Annotated in this window: 20 protein-coding genes; 14 read left to right on the forward strand and 6 right to left on the reverse strand. The window is 59.6% G+C overall.

Annotated elements, in window-relative coordinates:
* The first annotated feature begins 96 nt into the window (after positions 1 to 96).
* Entirely contained in the window at positions 97 to 1,038 is a 942-nt protein-coding gene (locus tag GQR90_RS04460; RefSeq protein WP_233266429.1) for a sulfurtransferase, read from the forward strand.
* Positions 1,039 to 1,134: 96 nt separating this feature from the next.
* On the opposite strand, the gene GQR90_RS04465 is transcribed toward GQR90_RS04460, so the two are convergent.
* Together GQR90_RS04465 and GQR90_RS04470 are read right to left on the reverse strand one after the other, a co-directional pair.
* The gene (locus GQR90_RS04465; protein WP_158773062.1) at positions 1,135 to 2,391 is read right to left on the reverse strand and encodes a dicarboxylate/amino acid:cation symporter; all 1,257 of its coding nucleotides are present in this window, start codon (positions 2,389 to 2,391) and stop codon (positions 1,135 to 1,137) included.
* A 312-nt stretch (positions 2,392 to 2,703) separates the two neighbouring features.
* Positions 2,704 to 4,347, reverse strand: a complete 1,644-nt coding sequence (locus tag GQR90_RS04470) for an electron transfer flavoprotein-ubiquinone oxidoreductase (RefSeq protein ID WP_158773063.1) — start codon at positions 4,345 to 4,347, stop codon at positions 2,704 to 2,706.
* A 738-nt stretch (positions 4,348 to 5,085) separates the two neighbouring features.
* On the opposite strand from GQR90_RS04470, the gene GQR90_RS04475 reads away from it, so the two are divergent.
* The 8 genes from GQR90_RS04475 (at position 5,086) to GQR90_RS04510 (ending at position 12,662) form a co-directional block, all read left to right on the forward strand.
* Entirely contained in the window at positions 5,086 to 5,838 is a 753-nt protein-coding gene (locus GQR90_RS04475) for an electron transfer flavoprotein subunit beta/FixA family protein (protein ID WP_158773064.1), read from the forward strand.
* On the forward strand, positions 5,835 to 6,761 hold the full coding sequence (locus GQR90_RS04480) for an electron transfer flavoprotein subunit alpha/FixB family protein (protein ID WP_158773065.1): 927 nt from the start codon (positions 5,835 to 5,837) through the stop codon (positions 6,759 to 6,761). The genes GQR90_RS04475 and GQR90_RS04480 overlap by 4 nt, the downstream gene beginning before the upstream one ends.
* A gap of 295 nt (positions 6,762 to 7,056) precedes the next feature.
* Positions 7,057 to 7,914, forward strand: a complete 858-nt coding sequence (locus GQR90_RS04485) for a DUF3450 domain-containing protein (protein WP_158773066.1) — start codon at positions 7,057 to 7,059, stop codon at positions 7,912 to 7,914.
* The gene (locus tag GQR90_RS04490) at positions 7,914 to 9,386 is read left to right on the forward strand and encodes a MotA/TolQ/ExbB proton channel family protein (RefSeq protein WP_158773067.1); all 1,473 of its coding nucleotides are present in this window, start codon (positions 7,914 to 7,916) and stop codon (positions 9,384 to 9,386) included. Before GQR90_RS04485 ends, GQR90_RS04490 begins: the two co-directional genes overlap by 1 nt.
* Complete coding sequence (locus tag GQR90_RS04495; protein WP_442778538.1) at positions 9,379 to 10,029, forward strand: MotA/TolQ/ExbB proton channel family protein; 651 nt, start codon at positions 9,379 to 9,381, stop codon at positions 10,027 to 10,029. Before GQR90_RS04490 ends, GQR90_RS04495 begins: the two co-directional genes overlap by 8 nt.
* Positions 10,022 to 10,420, forward strand: coding sequence for an ExbD/TolR family protein (locus GQR90_RS04500; protein ID WP_158773068.1), 399 nt, complete (start codon positions 10,022 to 10,024; stop codon positions 10,418 to 10,420). The genes GQR90_RS04495 and GQR90_RS04500 overlap by 8 nt, the downstream gene beginning before the upstream one ends.
* A gap of 1 nt (position 10,421) precedes the next feature.
* Positions 10,422 to 11,174, forward strand: coding sequence for an energy transducer TonB (locus GQR90_RS04505; protein WP_158773069.1), 753 nt, complete (start codon positions 10,422 to 10,424; stop codon positions 11,172 to 11,174).
* 237 nt (positions 11,175 to 11,411) lie between these two features.
* Positions 11,412 to 12,662, forward strand: coding sequence for a hypothetical protein (locus GQR90_RS04510; RefSeq protein WP_158773070.1), 1,251 nt, complete (start codon positions 11,412 to 11,414; stop codon positions 12,660 to 12,662).
* 164 nt (positions 12,663 to 12,826) lie between these two features.
* On the opposite strand, the gene xthA is transcribed toward GQR90_RS04510, so the two are convergent.
* The gene (xthA, locus tag GQR90_RS04515) at positions 12,827 to 13,642 is read right to left on the reverse strand and encodes an exodeoxyribonuclease III (RefSeq protein ID WP_158773071.1); all 816 of its coding nucleotides are present in this window, start codon (positions 13,640 to 13,642) and stop codon (positions 12,827 to 12,829) included.
* Positions 13,642 to 13,908, reverse strand: a complete 267-nt coding sequence (locus GQR90_RS04520; RefSeq protein ID WP_158773072.1) for a hypothetical protein — start codon at positions 13,906 to 13,908, stop codon at positions 13,642 to 13,644. Before GQR90_RS04520 ends, xthA begins: the two co-directional genes overlap by 1 nt.
* Positions 13,909 to 14,778: 870 nt before the next feature.
* Between GQR90_RS04520 and GQR90_RS04525 the strand changes: the two genes are divergently transcribed.
* Complete coding sequence (locus tag GQR90_RS04525) at positions 14,779 to 16,086, forward strand: DEAD/DEAH box helicase (protein WP_158773073.1); 1,308 nt, start codon at positions 14,779 to 14,781, stop codon at positions 16,084 to 16,086.
* A 200-nt stretch (positions 16,087 to 16,286) separates the two neighbouring features.
* Positions 16,287 to 18,425: an ATP-dependent DNA helicase DinG gene (gene dinG, locus GQR90_RS04530; RefSeq protein WP_158773074.1), complete on the forward strand. Its 2,139-nt coding sequence runs from the start codon at positions 16,287 to 16,289 to the stop codon at positions 18,423 to 18,425.
* A 142-nt stretch (positions 18,426 to 18,567) separates the two neighbouring features.
* Here dinG and GQR90_RS04535 read toward each other — a convergent pair whose 3' ends face one another.
* Complete coding sequence (locus GQR90_RS04535; protein WP_158773075.1) at positions 18,568 to 19,659, reverse strand: 3-deoxy-7-phosphoheptulonate synthase; 1,092 nt, start codon at positions 19,657 to 19,659, stop codon at positions 18,568 to 18,570.
* A 530-nt stretch (positions 19,660 to 20,189) separates the two neighbouring features.
* Here GQR90_RS04535 and rpoE point away from each other — a divergent pair.
* Positions 20,190 to 20,792: an RNA polymerase sigma factor RpoE gene (rpoE, locus tag GQR90_RS04540; RefSeq protein WP_158773076.1), complete on the forward strand. Its 603-nt coding sequence runs from the start codon at positions 20,190 to 20,192 to the stop codon at positions 20,790 to 20,792.
* Between the two features lie 291 nt (positions 20,793 to 21,083).
* The gene (locus GQR90_RS04545) at positions 21,084 to 21,803 is read left to right on the forward strand and encodes a sigma-E factor negative regulatory protein (RefSeq protein ID WP_158773077.1); all 720 of its coding nucleotides are present in this window, start codon (positions 21,084 to 21,086) and stop codon (positions 21,801 to 21,803) included.
* Positions 21,804 to 21,950: 147 nt separating this feature from the next.
* Here the strand turns inward: GQR90_RS04545 and GQR90_RS04550 are convergent, their stop codons facing one another.
* Positions 21,951 to 22,196 carry a VF530 family DNA-binding protein gene (locus tag GQR90_RS04550; protein WP_158773078.1) on the reverse strand — a complete coding sequence of 82 codons (246 nt, stop codon included), beginning with the start codon at positions 22,194 to 22,196 and terminating at the stop codon, positions 21,951 to 21,953.
* Between the two features lie 150 nt (positions 22,197 to 22,346).
* Between GQR90_RS04550 and GQR90_RS04555 the strand changes: the two genes are divergently transcribed.
* Positions 22,347 to 22,817 carry a SoxR reducing system RseC family protein gene (locus GQR90_RS04555; RefSeq protein ID WP_158773079.1) on the forward strand — a complete coding sequence of 157 codons (471 nt, stop codon included), beginning with the start codon at positions 22,347 to 22,349 and terminating at the stop codon, positions 22,815 to 22,817.
* Positions 22,818 to 22,906: the final 89 nt, after the last annotated feature.

Below are 22,906 nucleotides of genomic sequence, written 5' to 3' on the forward strand. Positions count from 1 at the left end.
TCTTGAATCAATCAGCGTCGGGTTTCCGAAGAGGTGTCGTCCGCCTTGAGGGTATCGACGGCTTGTTGTCCTTGCTCATTCTGCTCTGGAGTCACCATGGCCACGTATCCTGATCCTGCTGCGCTTGCGGCAGCCTCCGTCTCCGCTTCATCCTTGCTGGCACCCACTCAGCGGCAAGCCCCGCTGATCGATGCCGGTCAGTTGACCACTCAGTTGGCCATGGCCGGGCTGCCGTCTCCGGTCGTGCTGGACTGTCGTGCGCGACTCGATGATGGTGAGGCCGGTGAACGCATGTGGCGTGAAGGGCATCTTCCGGGTGCCATCCATGTGGACATGGAGCGTGATCTCTCGGCGCCGGTACGCGACGGCGGAGATGGCGGGCGTCACCCACTGCCATCGCATCAGGCGGTTGCGGCGCTGTTTCGTCGCCTGGGCATCACGCCAGCGCAGCAGGTCGTGGTCTACGACGACATGGGCGGCCAGATGGCGGCATCCAGACTGTGGTGGATGCTGACCTGGGCAGGGCATCCGGATGCGCGCGTGCTTGATGGCGGCATCCAGGCTTGGAACAACGCCATGGGTGAGCTCAAGCGGGCTCCCTCAACGCCGAAGGAAATCGAGTCCAGTGATTGGCAGCCGACCTTCGACGACGGCATGCTGGTCAGTGCTGAGGATGTCGCAGCCACCAGCGATGTCGTGCTGGATGCGAGGGGCGAGGCGCGTTTTCGCGGCGAGCAGGAGCCGGTTGACCCAGTGGCAGGGCATATCCCCGGTGCACTGTGTCGTCCGACGCCCACCAACCTTGAAGCCAATGGCCGCTTCAAGGATCGCATGAGTCTACTACGTGAGTTGAGCAAGGTGCTGCCAGCCGCACAGTCCCAGGAGGCCAACGTCATCGCCTATTGTGGTTCCGGCATCAGCGCTTGCCAGAATATCCTAGCCTTTGCGATTGCCGGGTTACCGTTGCCACGCTTGTATGCGGGGTCGTGGAGTGACTGGATCAGTGATCCTGAACGTCCGATCGCCACCGGCGACTAGATGTCTGAGTCGTGACATGAATGCCATTCACAACAAAGCCCCGCCAGTGTTTCCTCTGGCGGGGCTTTGTTGTATGTCAGGGTAGCTGGGTAGCGCTCAAGGCTGATGCGAGTTTGCCTCTTCGCGTTGACTGGCAGGTGATCTACGTGCGCGAGAATCGAAGCGGTCCAGCAGTGCGGCGTTGGCGCAGTTACCCATCACATTGAGTGCCGTACGCAGGCCATCGGTAAAGCGATCAATACCGGCAACGACAGCGACACCCTCCAACGGAAGCCCTGCAGCACCAAGAACGGTCGTCATCGCGATCAGGCCTGCGCCTGGCACGCCAGCGGTAGAGAAGCTGACCAGCAAGCCGGTAGTGAAGACAGTAATGACCAGCGAAGTGGTGATGTCGATACCGAAAAGCTGAGCCACAAACAGTGCATTGAAGCCCTGTAATACCGCAGCGCCATCACGCTTGAGCGCAGTGCCGAAGGGGAGTGCAAAGCTTGCCAGGGATTCATCCATGCCATAGCTGCGGGCATTGCCCAGAGCTAGCGGTAGAGTCGCGCCGGAGCTTGCGGTACCGAAGGCAAAGCCCAGGCTCTGGCCAAAGTGTTTGATGAAGGCAATGGGTCGCGCACCCGTGATGGTCAGCAGTATCAGATAGAGCAGCGCCATCAGTGCCAATGCGATTATCAATCCGATCACGTACATGCCCAGACGCTCCAGCAAATCGAGCCCCTGCGTGGCGATCACAGAGGTAATCAATGCAAATACCCCTACCGGCGCCAGCGTGAGCACGAAGGACAGCACCTTGAGGCTTATGGTATAGCCGCTTTCGATCACGCGGTGCAGCGGGGCGCTTTCTTCAGGCAAGGCGCGCATGGCTAGCCCGATCAGGGCCGCGGCAAAGATGACCTGCAATAGCCCACCACCGCCAAGCGCAGTGAACGGATTATTGGGCACCAGACCTACCAGCCACTGGCTGAGGCTATCGGCATTGCGTCCTTCAGGGGCTTGATTTACCAGACTCTCGGCGCCGCTACCCGGGCTAAGCCAGTAAGCCACCAGCATGCCCAATGTCAGTGCCACGGCGCTTGTCACCACGTAGCTGCCTAGCAGACGGCCCGCTCGGCGGCCAACATCAACGCCACCCTCGCGGTTGGTCAGGCTCATGATCAATGCGCCGAAGACCATCGGCACCACCACAAATTGCAGTAGACGCAGGAATATCTGCCCGACCGGTGTCAGCACATTGGTGTCCAGCCACGCCACGCTGCCTTCAGGCAGGGCGTTGGCACCGGTATTCAGGGCAAGGCCACTGACGATACCCAGTACCAGGGCAAGCAGAATCTGGCGAGTGACGGACATGAGTGCTCCGATGGCAGTCGATGAAGTAGAGAAAGTCGTGTCAGCGCGATCAAACGTTATTCGACAGGGAGCGCTAATGTGCTACCGAGTGACGGTTATATCAATGATGCATATAAGATCTTTTTAGAATATATCGAGAAGCTGCCTGCTAGCGGTCAGCATAAGTCTGGTCCGTCGACTGGCATACTGATAGAGACGACAACGCCGCCACGCGATTAGCGTGGCGGCGTTGTTTATACGGGCAATGATCTCAGCGGCTGGCCTCTCATGCAGGCCACTGGATCAGATCATGTTAGCAGGTGCGCCGTGGCCTCACATATTCGGATAGTTCGGGCCGCCGCCACCTTCGGGTGCGACCCAGGTGATGTTCTGTGCCGGGTCCTTGATGTCACAGGTCTTGCAGTGCACGCAGTTCTGGAAGTTGATCTGGAATTGGGGTTCGCCAGCTTCCTCGACGATCTCGTAGACGCCCGCCGGACAGTAACGTTGTGCCGGTTCGGCAAAGCGCGGCAGGTTATCGCGTATCGGCAGGGCAGGGTCGGCAAGACGTAGATGACAGGGCTGATCTTCTTCGTGATTGGTGTTGGACAGAAACACCGAGGACAGCTTGTCGAAGGACAGTTTGCCATCCGGCTTGGGATACTCGATCTTCGTGCACTCATCCGCCGGTCGCATGCGCGCGTAGTCCGGCGTAGTGTCGTGCAAGGTGGGCAGACGGCCACCGCTCAGTTGATCAAGGAAGTTGTAGGCCCCGCCGAGGAAGGTGCCGTACTTGTGCATGGCCGGACCGAAGCTGCGTGAGGCTTCAAGCTCCTCGTAGGCCCAGCTATCCTTGAAGCGCTTGCCAAAGTCGACGAGGTCTTCGCCACCTTCATCGCCGCCCTTGATGGCCGCAAAGACACTTTCCGCCGCGAGCATGCCGGACTTCATCGCGGTGTGCAGGCCCTTGATCTTGGCGAAGTTCAAGGTGCCGGCATCACAACCGATCAGCAGGCCGCCCGGGAAGCTCATCTTCGGCAAGCAGTTGAGACCACCCTTGGCGATGGCGCGCGCACCGTAAGAGACTCGCTTGCCGCCCGTGAGGTGCTTGGCCAGTGTCGGGTGCTGCTTCATGCGCTGAAATTCATCGAAGGGAGACAGCCACGGATTGTCATAGGCAAGATCGACGATCAGTCCAACGACGACCTGCTGGTCATCGGTGTGATACAGGAAGAAGCCGCCCTCGGCGTTACCCTTCAGCGGCCAGCCGCTACCATGCACGACCAGCCCGGGTTGGTGCTGTTCTGCCGGTACATCCCATAGCTCCTTCAGGCCAATGCCGTAGTGCTGGGCATCGGCATCCTTGTCCAGCGCGAAGCGTGAGATCAGTTGCTTGCCAAGATGGCCACGGCAGCCTTCCGCGAACAGGGTGTACTTGCCGCGCAACTCCATTCCCGGCATGTGGCCATCCTTCTCGCTGCCGTCGGCGGCGACGCCCATGTCACCCACGACGATACCGCGTACGGTGCCGTCTTCGCCGTGCAGCACTTCCTGAGCGGCAAAGCCCGGGAAGATCTCGACTCCGAGTTCTTCAGCTTGCTCGCCCAGCCAGCGGGTCAGATTGCCTGCGCTGATGATGTAGTTACCATCGTTGTGCATGGTCTTGGGCACCAGCGCATTGGGAATGACCTGTGCTTTCTGATCATCCTTGAGCAGCACGACTTCATCACGGGTGACGGCGGTCTTGAGTGGTGCGCCGCGCTCGGCACAATCAGGGAATAGTTCAGTCAACGCGCGGGGTTCCAGCACGGCACCCGACAGGATATGCGCGCCGACTTCGGAGCCTTTCTCGACCACGCAGACGGTCAGCTCATGCTCGGCGTCATTGGCTTGTTGCATCAGTCGGCAAGCCGCTGCCAGGCCCGAGGGGCCGGCACCGACGATGACCACGTCGAAATCCATGAATTCGCGTTCCATGACCCGTCTCCTCAATCTTGTCGCCATCAGGGCCCCGCGGATCCGGCGGGGCGGGCGTGTCACGTCCGGTCTGTACCGGCCGTTGGGATATTGATATCCATCGTGCCGCGTCTAGTCAGGGGCGCAGGCTCGACAGAGAAAATAGCGTTGCAGCAGCGTTGCCAGCGGTAGAGAGGCATTGTGTTGTCAAGCCGGTAGGCGCTGCCATGCGTGATGTAACCGCCTATCATGCCGCAACAGTAGCATTTAAAACGACCGTTTGTTTATTATGCTTGGGTCTGAGGTAATGCCTCTGTGCGACGCGCGTGAGTGTAATGAGATATGCGGTACGCTGAGGTGCTATGCCGGAATGGTAACTGCTTTCGACGAGTGGGGCAGGTAGGAGTTACGTGGGAATGCGTGGGGCTCAGATAGGGATGGAGTGTGAGTGTTGCAAGAGTCAAGCTGATGGGTTGCAGGTGGTAAAGGTACTTGGGAGGCTGGTAGGTTTGACCCCAGCAGGCAATTCTGCGCAAGATGCCCCCATGAGAATGACGATTTGCTGGCAAGGCAAGGCCGATTGTCAATGATTGGCAAGCAGCGGTCAGCGAGAATCTGGGTCGTGAGGATGAAGCGTCACAATACGCGCTTGTCAGCACGACCTATTTTGGATGACATTAACCTATCAAACGCTTGCATGAATCGGGCGGCGCCAGCCACGATGCAGGCTTCGCCCCATGAGAGATCAGCGAGGACACCATGAAAGTACTCGTCGCGGTGAAACGCGTCATCGATTACAACGTCAAGATTCGCGTCAAGGCAGATCAGTCTGATGTCGACCTGACCAACGTCAAGATGGCCATGAACCCCTTCTGCGAAATTGCCGTGGAAGAGGCTGTTCGCTTGAAGGAAAAAGGCGTGGCGACAGAAGTCATTGCTGTCACCGTCGGCCCGAAGGCCTCTCAAGAGCAGCTGCGTACCGCGCTGGCGCTGGGAGCTGATCGTGCCATCCAGGTGCTGACTGATGATCCCGTCGGTTCTCTGGCAGTGGCCAAGCTACTGGCCAAGGTCGTTGAGGAAGAGCAGCCCGGTCTGGTGATTCTCGGCAAACAGTCCATCGATGCTGACAACAACCAGACCGGTCAGATGCTGGCTGCACTCACCGGCATGGGGCAGGGTACCTTCGCCTCGGAAGTGGTCGTGGATGGCGAGAGTGTCAATGTCACGCGTGAGGTTGACGGTGGCCTGCAAACCGTCAAGTTGCGTTTGCCGGCAGTCGTGACCACAGACCTGCGCCTCAACGAGCCGCGATACGCCAAGCTGCCGGATATCATGAAGGCCAAGAAGAAGCCGCTGGACATCAAGACGCCGGAGGACCTGGGGGTTTCGACGGCTTCCAAGGTCACGCTGATCAAGGTGACCTCGCCTGCAGAGCGCAAGGGTGGCATCAAGGTCAGCTCCGTCGATGAGCTGGTAGATAAACTCAAGAACGAAGCAAAGGTGATCTCATGAGCATTCTTGTCATTGCCGATCATCACGATGGCCAACTGACCGGCACTACTGCCAATGTGGTCGCCGCAGCAACGGCTATCGGTGGCGACATTGATGTACTGGTCGCGGGTGAGGGTGTCGCTGCCGTCGCTGAACAAGCCGCAACACTGGCTGGCGTGAATCGCGTACGTGTGGCCGACAATGCGGCATACGCTCATCAGCTTGCCGAGAATATCTCGGCCCTGGTCGTGGTGCTGGCTGGCGATTACAGCCATGTGCTGTCGGGCGCCTCCACCAATGCCAAAAGTTTCATGCCGCGCGTGGCAGCACTGAAGGATGTTGCGCAGATTTCCGAGATCATCGCGGTAGAAAGTGCTGATACCTTCCGCCGCCCGATCTATGCCGGTAACGCCATCGCGACCGTCAAGAGCGATGACGTGCTCAAGGTCATCACCGTGCGAGCTACCGGTTTCGATCCGGTTGCTCGTGATGGCAAGGCCACCATCGAAGCGGTGGACGTGGTCGAAGACGCCGGCGTTTCCAGTTTCGTCAATGAGACGCTGGCCGAGAGTGAGCGTCCGGAGCTGGGTGCAGCCAAGGTCGTGATCTCTGGTGGTCGCGGCATGGGTAACGGCGAGAATTTCACACTGTTGGACGGTATTGCGGACAAGCTGGGGGCCGCCATCGGTGCTTCACGTGCTGCGGTCGATGCCGGTTTCGTGCCCAACGACATGCAGGTTGGCCAGACGGGCAAGATCGTCGCGCCGGATCTGTACATCGCCGTCGGTATTTCGGGGGCGATTCAGCACTTGGCGGGCATGAAGGACTCCAAGGTGATCGTGGCGATCAACAAGGATGAAGACGCGCCAATCTTCCAAGTGGCAGATTACGGCCTGGTCGGGGATCTCTTCGAGGTGCTCCCGCAGCTTGAAGCCAAGCTGTGATATCAGGTGCCGGCATTTGACTGCTGGTACTCAACAAGGTCGGTAGATCAAGCACGCGACCCGCTTTGGCGGGTCGCGTTTTTTTTGCTCGCGCAGTGCTCAGGGTGATGTGAATCAGATATCGATCAATTGATAATTGTTCTTGTTTGTAATACCGTATGTGATAGTGATTTGCATTTCCACTCGGGAGTTGCGCTTCCTCTGACCCGCCGTCCTGCGTGACAGTGGTCTGGCCGAGAGCGACTTTTCTCGACTCCCGAGGGTGCTTACTTGTCTTGTTTCTCAGGAGATGTCCGTGCGGCTTTCGCGTTCCCTTCTTCCCCGCTCGACACGCGCGTTGGCGAGCTTGCTGCCGGCGCTGGTGCTGATGGTGCCTCTGTCACCTGCCGCCCATGCCGATGACCTGCGCAGCAGCGCAGCCCAGCATCAGCAAACCCAGCACGAATTCCAGTCACGAATCGATGCTGCCGACGATGAGACTCGCGCACTGCTGGTGCGTCTGCGTGAAGCGCAACAGGAGGCGTCGCGGCTTGAAAGCTACACCGCTGAGGTCAAGCCCTTGAACGCTGATCGCGCTGCGCGTATCGAGCGTCAGCGCACGGCACTGACCAATCTTGATGCCACGCGTGAAGCGCTGCCGGGCTTGCTGCGTCAGCAGGTTGACGAGCTACAGTCCTTCATCGAGCAGGATCTGCCGTTTCTCAAGCAGGAGCGCCTTGCGCGGGTCGAGCGGCTACGCGACAACCTCTCCAACGCTAGCCTGAGCAACGATGAGCGTCTCGATCAGCTGCTCAATGCTTGGAAGCTCGAGCTGAGCTATGGCCAAGGACTGGATACCTGGCGGGGCGGTTTGATTGGCGCGGAAGACACCGAGGTGCAATATCTGCGGGTCGGTCGAGTGGGCCTGTATTACCTCGCGATGGATGGTCAGTACGGCGGCGCGTGGAAAACCGCGAACGGCAGTTGGCAGGTGCTGGATGACTCCGCACTGGCTGAGCTGCGCTTGGGTATCAGCATGGCGCGCGATCAGCAGGCACCGAATCTGGTCACATTGCCGCTATCCGTGCCAGTCGAGAGCGTCGAGCTTGAATCGGTGCCAGGCGCAACATCAGCGTCTACCGCTGCCCCCCGTTCCGAGCAGGAGTCCAGCTGATGCCGTTGACTACACAGACCGGACGCACGCCGACCGTTTGCGCTGCTCTCAAGCATGTGCTGCTGGGGGCAGGCCTGTTTGGCATGCTTTCCATGACGACCTTGCCGGCTTACGCGGTGACGGGCACGACTGATCAGCCCTTGAGTGTCGAGCAGTTCGAGCAGGCGGCGGGTCAGGCGGAAGGCCGCGACCAGCAACGCCTGTCGACTCTGCTGGAAGACAGTACGGCGCTGAAAGCTGCGGTAACGAAAGCAGAAGCGCAGCGCGACACGCTGCGTGAGATGCGCAAGCAGCTCGAGGTGACGGCCAGTGAACAGCAAGCCGTTTTACAAACACTCGATAGCGAGCGTGAAGCAAAGCAAGGCGATCTCGGGCAGGTCTTCGAGATTGCACGCAAGCACGCTCGCGAAACACGAGAATCGCTGGCAGGTAACTGGTTGCTGGTCGGTGGGCAGGCCCAGCTGCCGGATCTGGGCCCACGAGATGAAGTGCCGGGGCGTGAGCGCCTGGCGGCACTGACGGCTGACATGAGCAGCATCGCGCGTGAAAGCGGACGTGCACTGCGCTTCAAGACAGCGCTTGCAGGTGCTGATGGCAGCATCAAACCCCGCGAGATAGTACGTATCGGCGAGCAGATGGCCTTTAGCGGTGACCACCTGCTGGCTCCGTTGTCTGAGGATAAGGCGCTGGATGCCGAAAGTGCACTCAAGGGGCTTGGGCTTGCCGGAAAGACACCAGCCGTGGTGCGTGACCAACTGTCTGCCTTCAATGCCGGTGATAGTGATCGTTTGAACTTTGATCCGACGGGTGGCGATGTCACCCAGGCCCTGGCGCGTGCACCAGGCCTGATTGAGCGTCTCAAGCAGGGCGGGGCGGTCGGTTATGTCATCGTTGGACTGGGTGTGCTGGGCCTCATCATCGCGTTTATTCAGCTGATACGCCTGGCGCTGACTCGCCGTGCCGTTCAGCGGCAGGAGGCCAGTCTTGCGACCTTGCGCGACGATAACCCGCTGGGGCGCGTACTCCAGCGTTTCGAAGGCATGCGTCATGATCACGAACCGGAAGCACTCGAAGCGCGCCTCGACGAGGCATTGCTGGCGGAGCAGCCTAAGCTTGAGCGTGGTCAGGCACTGGTCAAGCTGTTGGCCGCTATCGCGCCTCTGTTGGGTCTATTGGGGACGGTAACTGGCATGATCGGCACCTTCCAGTCGATCACTGTCTTTGGCACGGGGGATCCGAAGCTGATGGCAGGCGGCATCTCTCAGGCGCTGGTCACGACCGTATTGGGTCTCGTGACAGCAGTACCGCTATTGTTCGCGCAGACCGGACTTTCCAGCCTGTCGAAAGGGTTGATGGGGCGTCTGGAAGGGCGCGCCAGTGCCAAGCTTGCAGATCATCTTGAACGACGTGCGCCGGGCCTGAATGCTGATGTCGGTACCAACGCGCTTCATCGGGAAGCTGAGCATGCCTGATTTGCTGGCATCGTCATCGTTGCTGGCGGGTATGCTGGCGCCGATCATGCGGCTGGTCGACAGCGGCGGTCCGCTGATCGTGGTCATCTGTCTGATCGCCATGTTGCTGTTCGGGCTAGCATTGGAGCGCGGCCTCTATTGGCGCTTGGTGCATCGTCCGGCGCGACAGCGGCTGATTCACGATTGGGTCGCGCGTAGCGAGCACCATAGCTGGTCGGCACTCACGCATCGTGAGGTATTGACGCGCGCGCTGCTGTCACGCCTGCGCGCTCCGCTGCCCTGGCTCAAGTTGCTGGTGATGATCTGTCCGCTGGCGGGCCTTCTAGGCACCGTGACCGGCATGATTCATGTGTTTGATTCGCTGGCGATCGCTGGTACCGGTCAGGCGCGTGCCATGGCGGACGGCGTGGCACGGGCGACGTTGCCGACCCTGGCTGGCATGGCGGTGGCCGTGGTTGGATTGCTGTTCGTGACGCGTTTCGAGCGTGTCGTACGCCGTGAAGACCAGCGGCTGCACGACCGCCTGGCGCGTGCCGTTGATGATGCCCGTTCCGGCGAGCCCTCCCTCCGTGAGCTAAAGCCTGCTGCCTCTCGTGTGGCGGGCTCCGTTTCCTCTGATACAAGTGAGCCCCCACATGCGTAGACGTCGCATGGATGCCGTCGAAGACAGCGGCGAGATCAACCTGACACCGATGCTGGATGTCGTCTTCATCATGCTGATCTTCTTCATCGTCACCACCAGTTTCGTCAAGGAATCCGGGGTCGAGATACAGCGTCCTGAAGCCTCGCATGCTACTGCGCGGCCAGATGCGGCCGTCATGGTGGCTATCACCGCCGAGGGCGCTGTCTGGGTCGATGGCACGCCCGTTGATGCACATCGGGTGGGAGATGCGGTCGCCGACCTCGCCGATGGTCAGCCGGTGGTGATTCAGGCGGATAGCCGCTCGCGTACCGGACTCTTGATCGAGACGATGGATGCGCTGCGCAGTGCAGGTGTTCAGGATATTGCGGTTGCCGCATCAAAAGGCGAATGAGATGACGCGACGCCTGTATGCCAATCGTCTTGTGGGGTTGATCGGTGGTGCCTTTCTGGCGCTGGCGTTGTTCTACGCGCTGGCATTGCTGGTGGCACCGCCTGTCAATGATGCGCCGCCTCCGGAGCCATTGTCGGTCTCGACCGTCGAGGCTCCGGAGGAGGCGCCGACGACGGATGCCAGTGCCAGCGAGGCATTGCCGACACCGCCTGCACCCCCGCCTCCGCCGCCCAAGGCGGAGCCGATGCCAGCACCGCAAGTGCAAAGCCCGATTGCGATTCCTGACGTCAAGGCACCCCTGCCCCCGACGCCAGAGTTGACGCTGGATGACAGCCTGCCACCGCTTGACGTGCAGCGTCCGCCCAAGCCTACCCCCAAGCCCGAGCCAGCGCCCACTCCGGTAGCCAAGGCCAGTGCGCAGCCCGCGCCCAAGGCGGCAGCGAGTCAGTCAGCGGCCAAGCCCAGCAAGGCCAAGCCAGCACCGGCGGCGCAGAGTGGTTCACCTCGTCCGACAGTGCGTACGGCGCCGGAATATCCGAGTCGCGCACGCCGGCGAGGCATTGAAGGTTTTGTGGAAGTCGCCTTCGTGATTCGTCCTGATGGGCATGTCGATGGGAACTCTCTCAAGGTTGTGCGGGCCGAACCTTCGGGTACCTTTGATCGCGCTGCGCTCAAGGCTATCGCGCGCTGGGAATTTCCGACGGCGGGTACTGCTCGTCAGGCACGCCAGCGACTCGAGTTCCAGTTGCGTTGACGCAACCCATGCGAATCGAAAGCGGTGCCGCTTGTTCATGTCTCCTGGGCAGGATGTGGTGTAGAACATAGCAAGGCAGACATGAGGTCTGATACGCAGAAGGCAAAGGATATCTGCATGATGTCGAATCAAGAACAAGGCCGACGGCGCACGTCACGTGCTGAATCATCGTCGACGGAATCGTTATCTGGCGACTCATTCACGGACGAGCCGTCGCAACCAGCGCCGGATAGCGTCATGAATCGGATGCTGGGTCGTGTGCGACGGGGCGGTCGACGTCTGATGCGTCTGACACTGGTGTCCACCTGTTTGATGCTGGTGATGGAAGTCAGTGGAGTGTCGACGGCCAGTGCGGCGATGCGAGTCTCCGCTGAGGTCGCCGGCCAGTTACGTACCTTGCAGTCGCGTCTGGAAGACGGTGATTACGATGAGGTGGGCGAGCGTGCCGAGCACGAGGCCAAGCGCCAACGTGGCGAGGTGCGGGCGTTATACCTCTCACTGGCGGCCAGCGCGCGTGCACGGCAGGGCGATCAGGCACAGGCGGCCCGCTTGTACGGTGAAGCCCGTCGTTTACCGGGTGTTGATGCCACGCAGGCCCGTGAGTGGTTACGTCGTGAAGCAATGCTACGGCTACGTGCCGGCGAGCAGGAAGGCGGCACGGCGCGCCTCGCGGAGTATCTGCATGGCGGCTCGGCCAGCGCTGATGATCTGTGGCTCGCCGTGAGTCTTGAGGCTAACCGTGGTCAGTGGACACGTGCAGAAGACTGGTTGGAGCGCGCCAGCAAGGCGAGTGCTCCATCAGGTGATCGAGTGCAGCTGGCAGTCAGCATTTACCAGCAGACGGGTCGTCATGCTGCCGCAGTGGCACTGGTCGAGCAGACATTGAATGAGAAAGGCCAGGCTGGCGCGCAAGATGTCGAAGACTGGCAACATGCCGTAGCGCTATACCAGCGCCTCAATCAGAATACGCGCGCTGCCAGTACCTGGGAGGCCGCATGGGCCGCGGGAATCGCCAGAGGTCATGATGCCTACTTGCAGCGGATCGACCTTCAGTTGGCCGCAGGCGCTCCCGCGCGTGCAGCAGAATTGATGGAAGCGGGTCTTGCCAAGGCGGCGGGCCGCGATGGTGAACCCCTGCTGGAGGACACGCCGGCGTTGCGTCGTCAGCTGGCGCAGGCCTGGACGGCTGCGCGCGACATTGATCACTCTCTGGCAGCGTGGGCAGTCGTGTCTGAGCAGAGTGGCGCGCTGGAAGATGCGCGCCAGTACGCCGAACTCGCCTATGACTGGGGGCGTTGGAATGTGGCCAGTGATGCCTTGGTCAGTGCTGGTGAACGAGGAGATGATTCAGCCCGCCATTGGCTGCTGTCTGGCGTGGTCGCCAACCAGCTCGAGCAGTTCGATCCCGCACGCGATGCCTTCCAAAAAGCGCAGGAGCGAGGTGCCGAGGGCGCTGATGCCTGGTTGAAATCTGTTGCGCAGCGCTGAGTGTCGGCAAGTTCTGAGTGTCGATAAATGCTGAATTCCAGACGGCAGCCTCACTAAAACGACAACGCCGTCTTCCCTTATCGTCAAGTTGACGGGGGAAGGCGGCGTTGTCGTGTGTGATGCAGTGGTTAACGTGGCTGACTCATCAGCGTTCAGTTCACGTCTCAGGCACCGATGTCTGTCCACACTGGCGCGTGGTCTGATGGCTTTTCCATGCCACGCAGCGCGTAGTCCACGCCTGAATCCTTGATCAGTGGCGTCAGGCCAGGACTGGTCATGATCAGGTCGATACGCAGACCGCGCTTCGGCTCGCGCTCGAACGCGCGTGACCGATAGTCGAACCAGCTGAACTGATCATCGACCTCCGGATGCACGTGTCGGAAGCTGTCGGTCAGCCCCCAGGCATAGAGACGATCCATCCATTCGCGTTCGATTGGCTGGAAGCTGGTCTTGCCATCCCGCAGCCAGCGCTTGCGGTTAGGCTCGCCGATGCCAATGTCACGATCGCTGGCCGAAATGTTGTAATCGCCCATCACCACCACATGCTGCTCTGGGGTGTGGTCTTCTTCCAGCAAGCGGAAGAGCTGCTGATAGAAGCGCGTCTTGTAAGGAAACTTCACCGGGTGCTCGATATTCTCGCCCTGTGGGAAGTAGCCGTTGTAGACGATCAGTGGCTTGCCGTCGGGTCCTTCGATCTCGATACCGATCATGCGCTTCTGGGCATCATCGGTATCATCGGGCATGCCGTAGTGCACTTTCTTCGGTACCTGACGGGACAGCATGGCGACGCCGTAGTGACCTTTCTGACCGTGCCAGACAACGTGGTAACCCAGCGCCTCAATGTGCGCATGCGGAAACTCGCTGTCCTGTACCTTGGTTTCCTGCAGCCCAATGACCTCGGGTTCATGAGTCTCGATCAGCGCTTCAAGCTGATGCGGACGCGCACGAATGCCATTGATGTTGAAGGAGATCAGGCGCATTACTGCTCGCCTCCGCCATCATTCTTCGGGGAGCTGTCCTGCGCTGCGGGAGCATCGGGGTGAAGCTGTAGCAACGGCGCTGCCTTCATTCGCTCCAGCTTGGCAGCAGCCTGGGTCTTGCGCTGATCTTTTTTCTTGGAAACGTAGCGCGGGCCAGAATGCACCTGATCCGGGTTCTCTGCGCGCCATTTCTTGTAGTCCTTGCGGCGACCAGTACGAATCTGCACCTTGTCGGCGATGGAGCGTGTCTTCTTTCTGCGTGTCATCTGCTGCTGTCCTGTTCGGTGTCGGCAGTCGCCAGCCTTGAGTCGCACGGCAAGGCCGCGGCACGCGGGCAACCGCATCAGTTGACAGGCATTCTATCAGCCTGCATGGGGCGCATGCCATGAGCGCTGTGATACGTCTGTCTCGGCCCTGACGGGCGGGGTTGCATGACACGCGTGCAGCAGGACGTATGCATGGGGCGCGAAGAGCGTATTCTACTGGTACAATGTGGCGGTGTTACCATCGTTGACCGTGGGCGACGCTCGCGACTGGCTGCAGGATCCGGGGTCTGCCTTGCTTGAATATGCTCTCTGGAGCATGACTCAAAGGGCATCTTCACAGGACGCGCCATCGTCGTAGTCGTTCCCCGCACCGTACTGCCAGGTAACCCTAGCGTGATGTGCCGTTGCACAGCCCCGCCGGCTACCTGTAAAGAAAATCATTCCATCGACACGCAGTATTGGCCGCCCTTGTGGCGACCCACGAGCCTGCCTGACAGCGATTTCCGGCGATGACATGTCCGGTGTCGTGTGGTCTGGCCCTCGTGGCTGACGTCCGCTTCGGACCCCTGCCGAACACTCGGGCAGGAGGATTCCGGATGCGTGAATCCGCGCAATACAGGTGAGAGCATCTGCCTATTTCTGCACCCGAGGCCTGCGTGGCCTCGGAGACGCCCGCTTCTGGCGGTGCCCGCAGGGTTATGCATGGTGGCTCCCAGCTCGGCAAAGGCGCATGCAGGCCATGATAATGGTTCATAAAGGACCGCTACATGACGTATCAGCATGACGAACCAGTCGAGTGTGGCCTGTCCAGCGGGATTCCGAGAGCGGCCCGAGCCTGTCGCATATGAACCCTTGAAAAGAACGGATTACATGAGCGAGACGGACCAGACCCAGCCAGCCGCTGAGCAAACTCAGCCAGAGCCGCAGGACCCGAACCAGAAATCCCGAAAGCCCAAGCGTCGTCGCCGCAAGCCGCGCCGCTCCCAGTCCAAGTGGAGTCTTGATCAGTTCCAGGTAGCCCCTGCAGCGGGTCAGTGGCGCTTCCACGATTTCGATCTGCCGTTGCCGCTGATGCGTGCCATCCAGAAAGCCGGCTTCGAATATTGCACCCCGATTCAAGCCCAGACCTTCGAGAAGGCGCTATTGGGCGGTGATGTGGTCGGTCGCGCTCAAACAGGCAGCGGCAAGACAGCTGCCTTCCTGATTGCCACGCTCGCCTATTTCCTTGAGGAAAAGGCTCCAGAGGGCCAGAAGCCGGGCGCTCCGCGTGCAGTCATCATCGCGCCGACTCGTGAGCTTGCGTTGCAGATAGAAAAGGACGCCAAGGCGTTCTCCGAATTTGCACGCATCTCTGTGGCATGTGTCGTCGGTGGCATGGACTACCAGAAGCAGCGCGAGCGCCTCGAACGCAAGGTTGATCTGTTGGTCGCCACGCCAGGCCGTTTGCTTGATTTCCATACCAAGCGCGATGTCGATCTCTCCGAGACCGAAGTGCTGATACTGGACGAAGCGGATCGCATGTTGTCGATGGGCTTCATTCCTGACGTCAAGCGCATCATCCGTGCGACGCCGAAGCCGGAAGAGCGTCAGACACTGCTATTCTCCGCCGAGCTGTCATCTGACGTGCTGGGTCTGGCTGAGCTGTGGACTCACAAGGCCGCGCAGGTTGAGGTTGAACACGAAGCCTCTTCCACCATGGCTGCGGGCGACAGCGGCACTGTGCACGGCTATACCGTCAGCGATGATGACAAGCTGCGTCTGCTGATCAATCTCGTCAAGCAGGCAGAGATGGAGCGCGTGGTGGTCTTCGGAAATACCCGTAATCTGGTACGTCGTATCGATGCTGGCTTGCGAGATGCCGGTGTTGAGGTCGGCCTGATGTCGGGTGCCGAATCCCAGGCAGCGCGTCTGGAGGCACAGGATGCCTTCCGTAATGGCAAGCTCAAGGTGCTGGTGGTCAGCGATGTTGCAGGCCGTGGCCTGCCGCTGGAAGATGCGACCCACGTGGTCAACTTCACGCTGCCGGAAGTGCCGGAAGATTACGTGCACCGTGCTAGCGGCAGTGATGTGACCTTGATCAACTTCATCGGCGAGGAAGATGTCTTTTCTCTGCCGGAGATTGAGGATTACATTCAGGAAGCGCTGCCGCGTGAAACACCGCCACAAGGCCTTCTCTAGGCTCGGCTTCACGCGTTGGTCTGTACTCTGAATCACGTTCGGCTCCAGAGCTGATGTAGTCAGACGCGATCATCGGCAAGTACAGCATCACGTTGTAGTAGTACCAGGCAATGCAAGACGGCGGACAGCTTTGGCTGTCCGCCGTCTTGCGCTCGGGGTTATCCGTCAGGTTGACCGCTGGGGTGAAGGAGAGACATGCAATGCTGGAAGACAGCCTCAAGGGCGAGATTCAGACAGCTTATCGCAAGCTGCTCGAAGGGCTTGAGCTGACGCCGCGCTATGGGCAGCGGCTGATGATCGCCGAGATCGCGCGCACGCTGGGCAACATCGAGCAGAATGCGGAAGGCTATCGCCTCGGCAATGAGCATGTGTGCGTGTTGGAGGCCGGTACCGGAACCGGCAAGACGCTGGCGTATCTGCTCTCGGCATTGCCGGTCGCCAAGGCGCGCGGCAAGCGTCTGGTCGTCTCTACCGCGACCATCGCGCTGCAAGAGCAGGTCATGCATCAGGATCTACCGGCGCTCAAGAAGCACTCTGGGCTAAGTTTCGACTTTGCACTTGCCAAGGGACGGCGCCGCTACCTGTGTGTACAGAAGCTGGATCAAGCGCTTGAGGGGGTCGAAGACAATCCGACGATGGCGTTGTTCGAGCGCGACATGATTGCCAGCGACGGCGGAGGCTTTGTCGAGCTTGCCGGCAAGATGGCGGAGGACTATGCCAGTGGTGAGTGGGCGGGGGATCGCGATAGTTGGCCGCTGGAGGTGGAGGACCGCGACTGGGCACGCCTGACCACGGACCATCGTCAGTGCACCAATCGTCGCTGCAGCCACTTCTCGGCGTGTGCCTTCTTTCGGGCGCGTCGTCAGCTGGAACAGGCTGACATCATCGTGGCCAATCACGACCTGGTGCTGGCGGATCTCTCGTTGGGAGGTGGGTTGGTACTGCCATCGCCGAGCGACTGTATCTACGTCTTCGATGAGGCGCATCACCTGCCAGACAAGGCGCTGAATCACTTCCATCACCGCACGCCGATCAACCAGACGTTGCGGTGGCTGGGCAATCTCAAGAAATCGCTGACCGAGCTCAATGCCGGACTCGGCAGCCAGCCGACGATTGGACGTCTGTTGGCGCGTATGCCAGAGCTGCTTGCTGACATCGAACCGCGTCTCGGTGAGGTGTTTGCGCTGGGGCATCAGTTGGCCGATCTTCCCAGCGGAGCGGGCGACGATGCGACCAATCATCGTTTTGAGCGAGGCCAGGCACCCGAGGCGCTTAGAGAGTTGGGCCACAACCTGCTCAAGGGCTTCGCGGAATTGTCGCGGGCACTGGAGCAGATCGCCGATATCCTGCGCGAGAGCCTTGATCCCGAGAAAGCGACGGGGTTGCCGAAAGAGAATGCCGAAGATTGGTTGCCACTGGTGGCCTTGCTGCATGGGCGTGCGCTGGAAGCCCATGCCTTATGGGAGGCGATCGGCCTGACGGATCCGCCTGGCAATCCGCCGCAGGCACGTTGGCTGACGTTTGAGCGCTTCAATGGCGAGCCGGAAATGACGGTCTCGGCGAGCCCTGTGTCGGCTGCTGAAACGCTGGCACGGCATCTGTGGGGTGCTTGTTTCGGGGCGGTGTTGACCTCGGCGACACTGACGGCGCTCAATCGCTTCGAGCGCTTGCAGGAACAGGCAGGCCTCGCCAATCGCTATCGCTATCAGCGCTTGCCCAGCCCGTTTGATTACAGCAAGGCGGTATTGTCGATTCCGCGAGAAGCGGTAGAGCCAAGCCCGCCCGGCCCGCATGAGCAGGCGATCATCGACTTCGTCAACGCGCTGGATGTGCGCGAAGCGGTATTGGTGTTGTTCAGCTCGCGCAAGCAGCTGGCGGCGGTCAGCAAGGGGATGGATGCCCAGACGCGCAAGCGTGTCCTGGCGCAGAGTCGTCTGCCCAAGCATGAGCTGCTCAGTCAGCACCGCAAGGCCGTGGACTCGGGGCAGGGCAGTATCATCTTCGGGCTGGCGAGCTTTGCCGAGGGGATCGATCTGCCGGGCAAGTACCTGACCCACGTGGTGATCACGCGACTGCCGTTTGCGGTGCCGGATGACCCCGTTGGCGCGACACTCGCTGAGTGGATCGAGTCGCGAGGCGGCAATCCCTTCATGCACATCGCAGTGCCGGATGTCTCCATCAAGCTGGTACAGGCGTGTGGGCGCTTGATTCGCAAGGAGGCAGATGAAGGACGGATCACGATTCTTGATCGACGTATCCTGACCAAGCGTTATGGTCAGCAGCTGATTGATGCGCTGCCGCCCTTTGTGCGTGAGATTGATGGTGTGCGCCAAGGATAGTCTCAGCTCCGCTGGCCGGTCTTTCAGTCAGTAATGTCTTGCGGTTCAGTCAGTGGTGTCTTGCAATGAGAGGCATAGTGGCTGCCATGAAAAAGCCCCGCCATATGGCGGGGCTTTTTTGACACCTGATTCCGGTGAGGGATCAGGCCTCGGCGGACTGCTCCAGGCGTGTGCGCAGCACATCCTTGAGCTTGGCATCCATTGTCTTGAAGGTAGTCTCGGTCGTCGCCCAGTCGATACAGGCATCGGTAATGGAGACACCGTATTCCATCTTGCTGCGGTCGGCGTTGATCTTCTGTGCGCCCCAGTTGATATGGGACTCGACCATCAGGCCCATGATGGAGCGGTTACCCTCGAGTATTTGCTGGGTGACATTCTCCAGTACCAGTGGCTGCAAGCCCGGGTCCTTGTTGGAATTGGCGTGCGAGCAATCGACCATCAGGTTGATGGTGGCGACGCCTGCCTTGGTCAGCTCCTGCTCGGCCAGTGCGACGCTGACGCTGTCGTAGTTGGGCTTGCCGTTGCCGCCACGCAGCACGACATGGCCGTAAGCGTTGCCACGGGTGCGGATGATTGCCACCTGACCCGCCTGGTTGATGCCGAGGAAGTTGTGGCCGTGTGACACGGACTGCAGTGCATTGACGGCCACATCCAGCGAGCCATCGGTGCCGTTCTTGAAGCCAACCGGGCACGACAGGCCAGACGCCATCTCGCGGTGAGTCTGAGATTCTGTCGTGCGCGCACCGATGGCAGACCAGCTGATGCAGTCCTGCATGTACTGTGGGGAAATCGGATCTAGTGCTTCCGTTGCCAGCGGCAGACCCATCTCGGCCAGTTCAACCAGCAGGCCGCGCGCGATGTGCAGACCTTCTTCGATCTCAAAGGAGTCATTGAGATGCGGGTCGTTGATCAGGCCTTTCCAACCAACGGTGGTGCGCGGTTTTTCGAAGTAGACACGCATCACGATATAGAGGCTGTCCTTCACTTCTTCGGCCAGCACCTTGAGGCGGCGCGCGTAGTCACGGGCGGCGTCGAGATCGTGAATGGAGCAGGGGCCGACGACGACCAGCAGACGGGGGTCTTCACCATCGAGAATACGCTGGATGGTGCGACGCCCTTCGATGACCGTGGTTTCGGCCTTTTCGGTCAGGGGGATGTCCTGCTTGAGCGCCTGCGGAGTGATCAGTACATCCTGGGACAGGACGTTGAGGTTGTTGACGTGTTGTTCTGACATGACAGTGTCCTGAGCGTTGTTCGTCTACGGTGGTAGCCATAGAGGCAGGCTGGCGTCTTGGCACCGGCCGTTGATGTATTCGCAGTATATAAGCCCATGTTATCTGCTGCTTGGCAGCTTGTCAGTTCCCTTTGCTTAATATTAATCCTCTGTCAAGCAATGGAGTCTTCTGAAAAGAGGTTGATTGGTATGCTTGGCGAGTAAGTGTAAATATTTCGTTACAATAAGGAGTGTCAGCGTCGCCAATTAAGGTCATTATGCATCACAACGCGTAAAACCTGTGCCTTTGAGCGCAAGGTGTCTTGCCGTACAAATGATAAACAGGAACACTGTGCGTTGATTTTGGCCGTGCAAGCAGGTCGTCGATGGTAATTCGGCTATCTGCTTGCACGCGCATCCAACAGCATAAACGTTAAAGGGGCCGGATAACGCATGCGCAAGTCGCAATTCCTATCAGGTCATGATGCCCCGGGGATTCCCGATGTGGAGTCCGTAAGCGGTGCCTCCACTCCCGCGGAGGGAGCGAGTGAATGAGTGTCAATGAAACAGACCAGCAGCTGGTCGAGCGTGCCCAGAAAGGGGATAACCGCGCCTTCGATCTACTGGTCAGGAAATATCAGCACAAGATACTTGGCCTGATCAGCCGTTATGTTCACGATCATTCTGAAGTGCAGGATGTGGCCCAGGAAGCCTTTATCAAGGCCTATCGCGCGTTACCCAATTTTCGTGCGGAAAGTGCTTTTTATACCTGGATGTATCGCATCGCCATCAACACGGCAAAGAATCATCTAGTCTCGCGCGGCCGTCGTCCGCCAGGAACTGATATGGATATCGGCGATGCCGAGATGATCGATCAGTCCGGGCGACTCTCGGACATCGAGACGCCAGAAGCTGCCATGGCGCGTGATGAATTGGAGAAAGTGGTTTTCGGCGCCATCGAGAAGCTGCCGGAAGACTTGCGCACGGCGATTACGCTGCGTGAGTTCGACGGGCTGTCTTATGAGGATATTGCTGAGGTCATGCAGTGCCCTGTCGGCACGGTGCGCTCGCGCATCTTCCGCGCGCGTGAGGCGGTCGACAAGGCGATACAGGGCTTGGTCAGTCCTGCACCGACCGCCGCTCTGGTCGACTAGTCGCCGGACAGATGACGGCAGTTGGTCACGTATGCCGCGGCAATTGTGAATTTTTTTGTCGGGTATTTACGACATTGGTGTCAGCAAAAACAACAGCTTGTGGATTTGACGCCCGAAAAGTGAATGTTTTCTGAACGGATGGCGGAACGATCCGTACAGCACGTGATCATAGTGTGCAGATTGCCGGTTTGTTCTGGCGGACCGCCAACCGTCATGGTGAATGACGCCATTTGTTGTCAGGAGTGCAGGTTGAATCTTTTATCAGCCTGACGAGTGTGAGGGTATTTACGCATGAATCTGAAGACCACCGAATCCGTGAAAGAGTCGCTCTCCGCGCTGATGGATGCGGAGGGTGACGAGCTGGATCTGCGTCGTGTCCTCAAAGGACTCGATGAGTCTCCTGAGGCAGCAGATACCTGGCGTCGTTATCATCTGGCGCGCAGTGCCATGCACCGCGAACGCGAAAGCGTATTCACCATGGACATCGCAGCGGCAGTCAGTGCTGAAGTCGAGATGGTGTCGCGAGAAGTGCCCGCAGTCGAGCCGGTTGCAGAGCGACGTAGCCTGTTCTCCTTCGCTGGATCCGCAGCCATTGCCGCCGGCGTGGCAGTGATGGTTATCACTGGCGTGCAAGTCTTCAACGGCAGTGAAAGTGGCGTACCGACCAGCGTTACTGGGGGTGCAGAGCTTGCCAGTAGTGTGCCCGGCAGCGAGAGCGCTGAGCTTCGCCAGGTAAGCCAGTCACCGGCGAATGCCGAAGTACCTCAGTGGTCTCTGCCTGCTGCGGGTAACGGCCTGATGCAGGTCGGCGCGACATCGATGAACACTCGACCGATGTTCATGGCGCCCCAGGGTGAGAGCTACGGAAATCAGGGCATGTCCTCAAGCAATGTCGCGGCGGCAGACCTTGCCCAGCGTCGTCTGCTTGAAGCGTACCTGAGCAAGCACTCTGCGCGTGGCCCAGTGCCGGAGCGTAGTGAGTGGATAAGCCTGCAGGACGTCGCCCAGTAACCGGTAGCGCTGATGGCAAGGCAGATACGGGTGGGGTGATGCCTGCTCGTTGTATCTGCTCATGAAAAAGAGGGAGGTGCCAATCAAGGCACCTCCCTCTTTTTTTATCATGGTCTTTTGCACTGCTGGTCGTCTAGCCTGGCGGCTTCAATCGTGTAGATAACGATCGACTGTCTTGATGTAGAGCATTTCTACCTTGGTGCGTGCCCAGGGCGTACGACGTAGAAACTTGAGGCTGGAGTTGATGCTTGGGTCGCTGGTGAAGCAGTTGATCGGGATCAGCTCGCCCAGTGTCTCGAAGCCGTAGTGGTCTACCAGCCAGGTGACCAGCGCTTTCAAGGTAACTCCATGGAGTGGATCGAGACGCGAGGTGGAGGGCGGTGCTTCGCTCATGAGAGCTCCTGTTGATGGCGTCGAGGAGTACCGTCGCTGAACGCTGCGCCAAAGAGGCACATCGGACGCGGCGTGAAAAACGCCTCTGAAAGGCGCTATTCTACCCGTATGTGCCGCCGATGCGTGGCGAGATTTTCAGGAGTCGGCAAGATGATGCAGGAAGAAGGTCAGGTCACGGGACATGGTCGAGAAGGTGTGTGGGTCGAGACTCAGCGCAGCTCCACCTGTGGTTCGTGTAATGCACGCAGCGGCTGTGGCAGTGGTCTGCTTAGCCAGTTCTCACGCCGAAAGCCACACCGTGTGCTGATTCATGTTCCGGACGATGAAGACTGGCCGCTGGTAGGTGAGAGAGTCGTGATCGGTATTGATGAATCTGCCTTCTTGCGCAGTGCTGGCCTGCTTTATGGCTTGCCGCTAATCAGTGGAATGTTGGGCGGCATCATTGCTGAGCAACTGGCGGGTACAGGCACGCTGGCCGTGCCGGTGGGGTTTGCGTTGTCTCTGGCGGCGGGGCTTTTGGTGGTGCGCTGGCATGCGGCGCGTCCTGATCAGCAGGCGCTTTATCGCCCTATGCTACTGCGACGGCTGGGTGTCGAGGCGCTCGCGATCAAGGCGGTGTGATCTGTTAGCCACTCAGTCACATGAATGTGACGTCAATATGCGAGATGTCGCTTTGTTGCGACTTATGGTTGCGTTGAGCGCGGCATCAA

Origin of the sequence: Cobetia sp. L2A1 (assembly GCF_009796845.1) — a bacterium.
Taxonomy (GTDB): Bacteria; Pseudomonadota; Gammaproteobacteria; order Pseudomonadales; family Halomonadaceae; genus Cobetia.

Excerpts from the sequence above, each read along its gene's own strand:
- dinG (WP_158773074.1), top strand. The coding sequence starts at position 16,287 with ATGCTGGAAGACAGCCTCAAGGGCGAGATTCAGACAGCTTATCGCAAG.
- GQR90_RS04505 (WP_158773069.1), top strand. The coding sequence starts at position 10,422 with ATGACGCGACGCCTGTATGCCAATCGTCTTGTGGGGTTGATCGGTGGT.
- GQR90_RS04495 (WP_442778538.1), top strand. The coding sequence starts at position 9,379 with ATGCCTGATTTGCTGGCATCGTCATCGTTGCTGGCGGGTATGCTGGCG.
- rpoE (WP_158773076.1), top strand. The coding sequence starts at position 20,190 with ATGAGTGTCAATGAAACAGACCAGCAGCTGGTCGAGCGTGCCCAGAAA.
- GQR90_RS04465 (WP_158773062.1), bottom strand. The coding sequence starts at position 2,391 with ATGTCCGTCACTCGCCAGATTCTGCTTGCCCTGGTACTGGGTATCGTC.
- GQR90_RS04555 (WP_158773079.1), top strand. The coding sequence starts at position 22,347 with ATGATGCAGGAAGAAGGTCAGGTCACGGGACATGGTCGAGAAGGTGTG.
- xthA (WP_158773071.1), bottom strand. The coding sequence starts at position 13,642 with ATGCGCCTGATCTCCTTCAACATCAATGGCATTCGTGCGCGTCCGCAT.
- GQR90_RS04500 (WP_158773068.1), top strand. The coding sequence starts at position 10,022 with ATGCGTAGACGTCGCATGGATGCCGTCGAAGACAGCGGCGAGATCAAC.
- GQR90_RS04470 (WP_158773063.1), bottom strand. The coding sequence starts at position 4,347 with ATGGAACGCGAATTCATGGATTTCGACGTGGTCATCGTCGGTGCCGGC.
- GQR90_RS04550 (WP_158773078.1), bottom strand. The coding sequence starts at position 22,196 with ATGAGCGAAGCACCGCCCTCCACCTCGCGTCTCGATCCACTCCATGGA.
- GQR90_RS04525 (WP_158773073.1), top strand. The coding sequence starts at position 14,779 with ATGAGCGAGACGGACCAGACCCAGCCAGCCGCTGAGCAAACTCAGCCA.
- GQR90_RS04535 (WP_158773075.1), bottom strand. The coding sequence starts at position 19,659 with ATGTCAGAACAACACGTCAACAACCTCAACGTCCTGTCCCAGGATGTA.
- GQR90_RS04510 (WP_158773070.1), top strand. The coding sequence starts at position 11,412 with ATGAATCGGATGCTGGGTCGTGTGCGACGGGGCGGTCGACGTCTGATG.
- GQR90_RS04480 (WP_158773065.1), top strand. The coding sequence starts at position 5,835 with ATGAGCATTCTTGTCATTGCCGATCATCACGATGGCCAACTGACCGGC.
- GQR90_RS04490 (WP_158773067.1), top strand. The coding sequence starts at position 7,914 with ATGCCGTTGACTACACAGACCGGACGCACGCCGACCGTTTGCGCTGCT.
- GQR90_RS04475 (WP_158773064.1), top strand. The coding sequence starts at position 5,086 with ATGAAAGTACTCGTCGCGGTGAAACGCGTCATCGATTACAACGTCAAG.
- GQR90_RS04460 (WP_233266429.1), top strand. The coding sequence starts at position 97 with ATGGCCACGTATCCTGATCCTGCTGCGCTTGCGGCAGCCTCCGTCTCC.
- GQR90_RS04520 (WP_158773072.1), bottom strand. The coding sequence starts at position 13,908 with ATGACACGCAGAAAGAAGACACGCTCCATCGCCGACAAGGTGCAGATT.
- GQR90_RS04545 (WP_158773077.1), top strand. The coding sequence starts at position 21,084 with ATGAATCTGAAGACCACCGAATCCGTGAAAGAGTCGCTCTCCGCGCTG.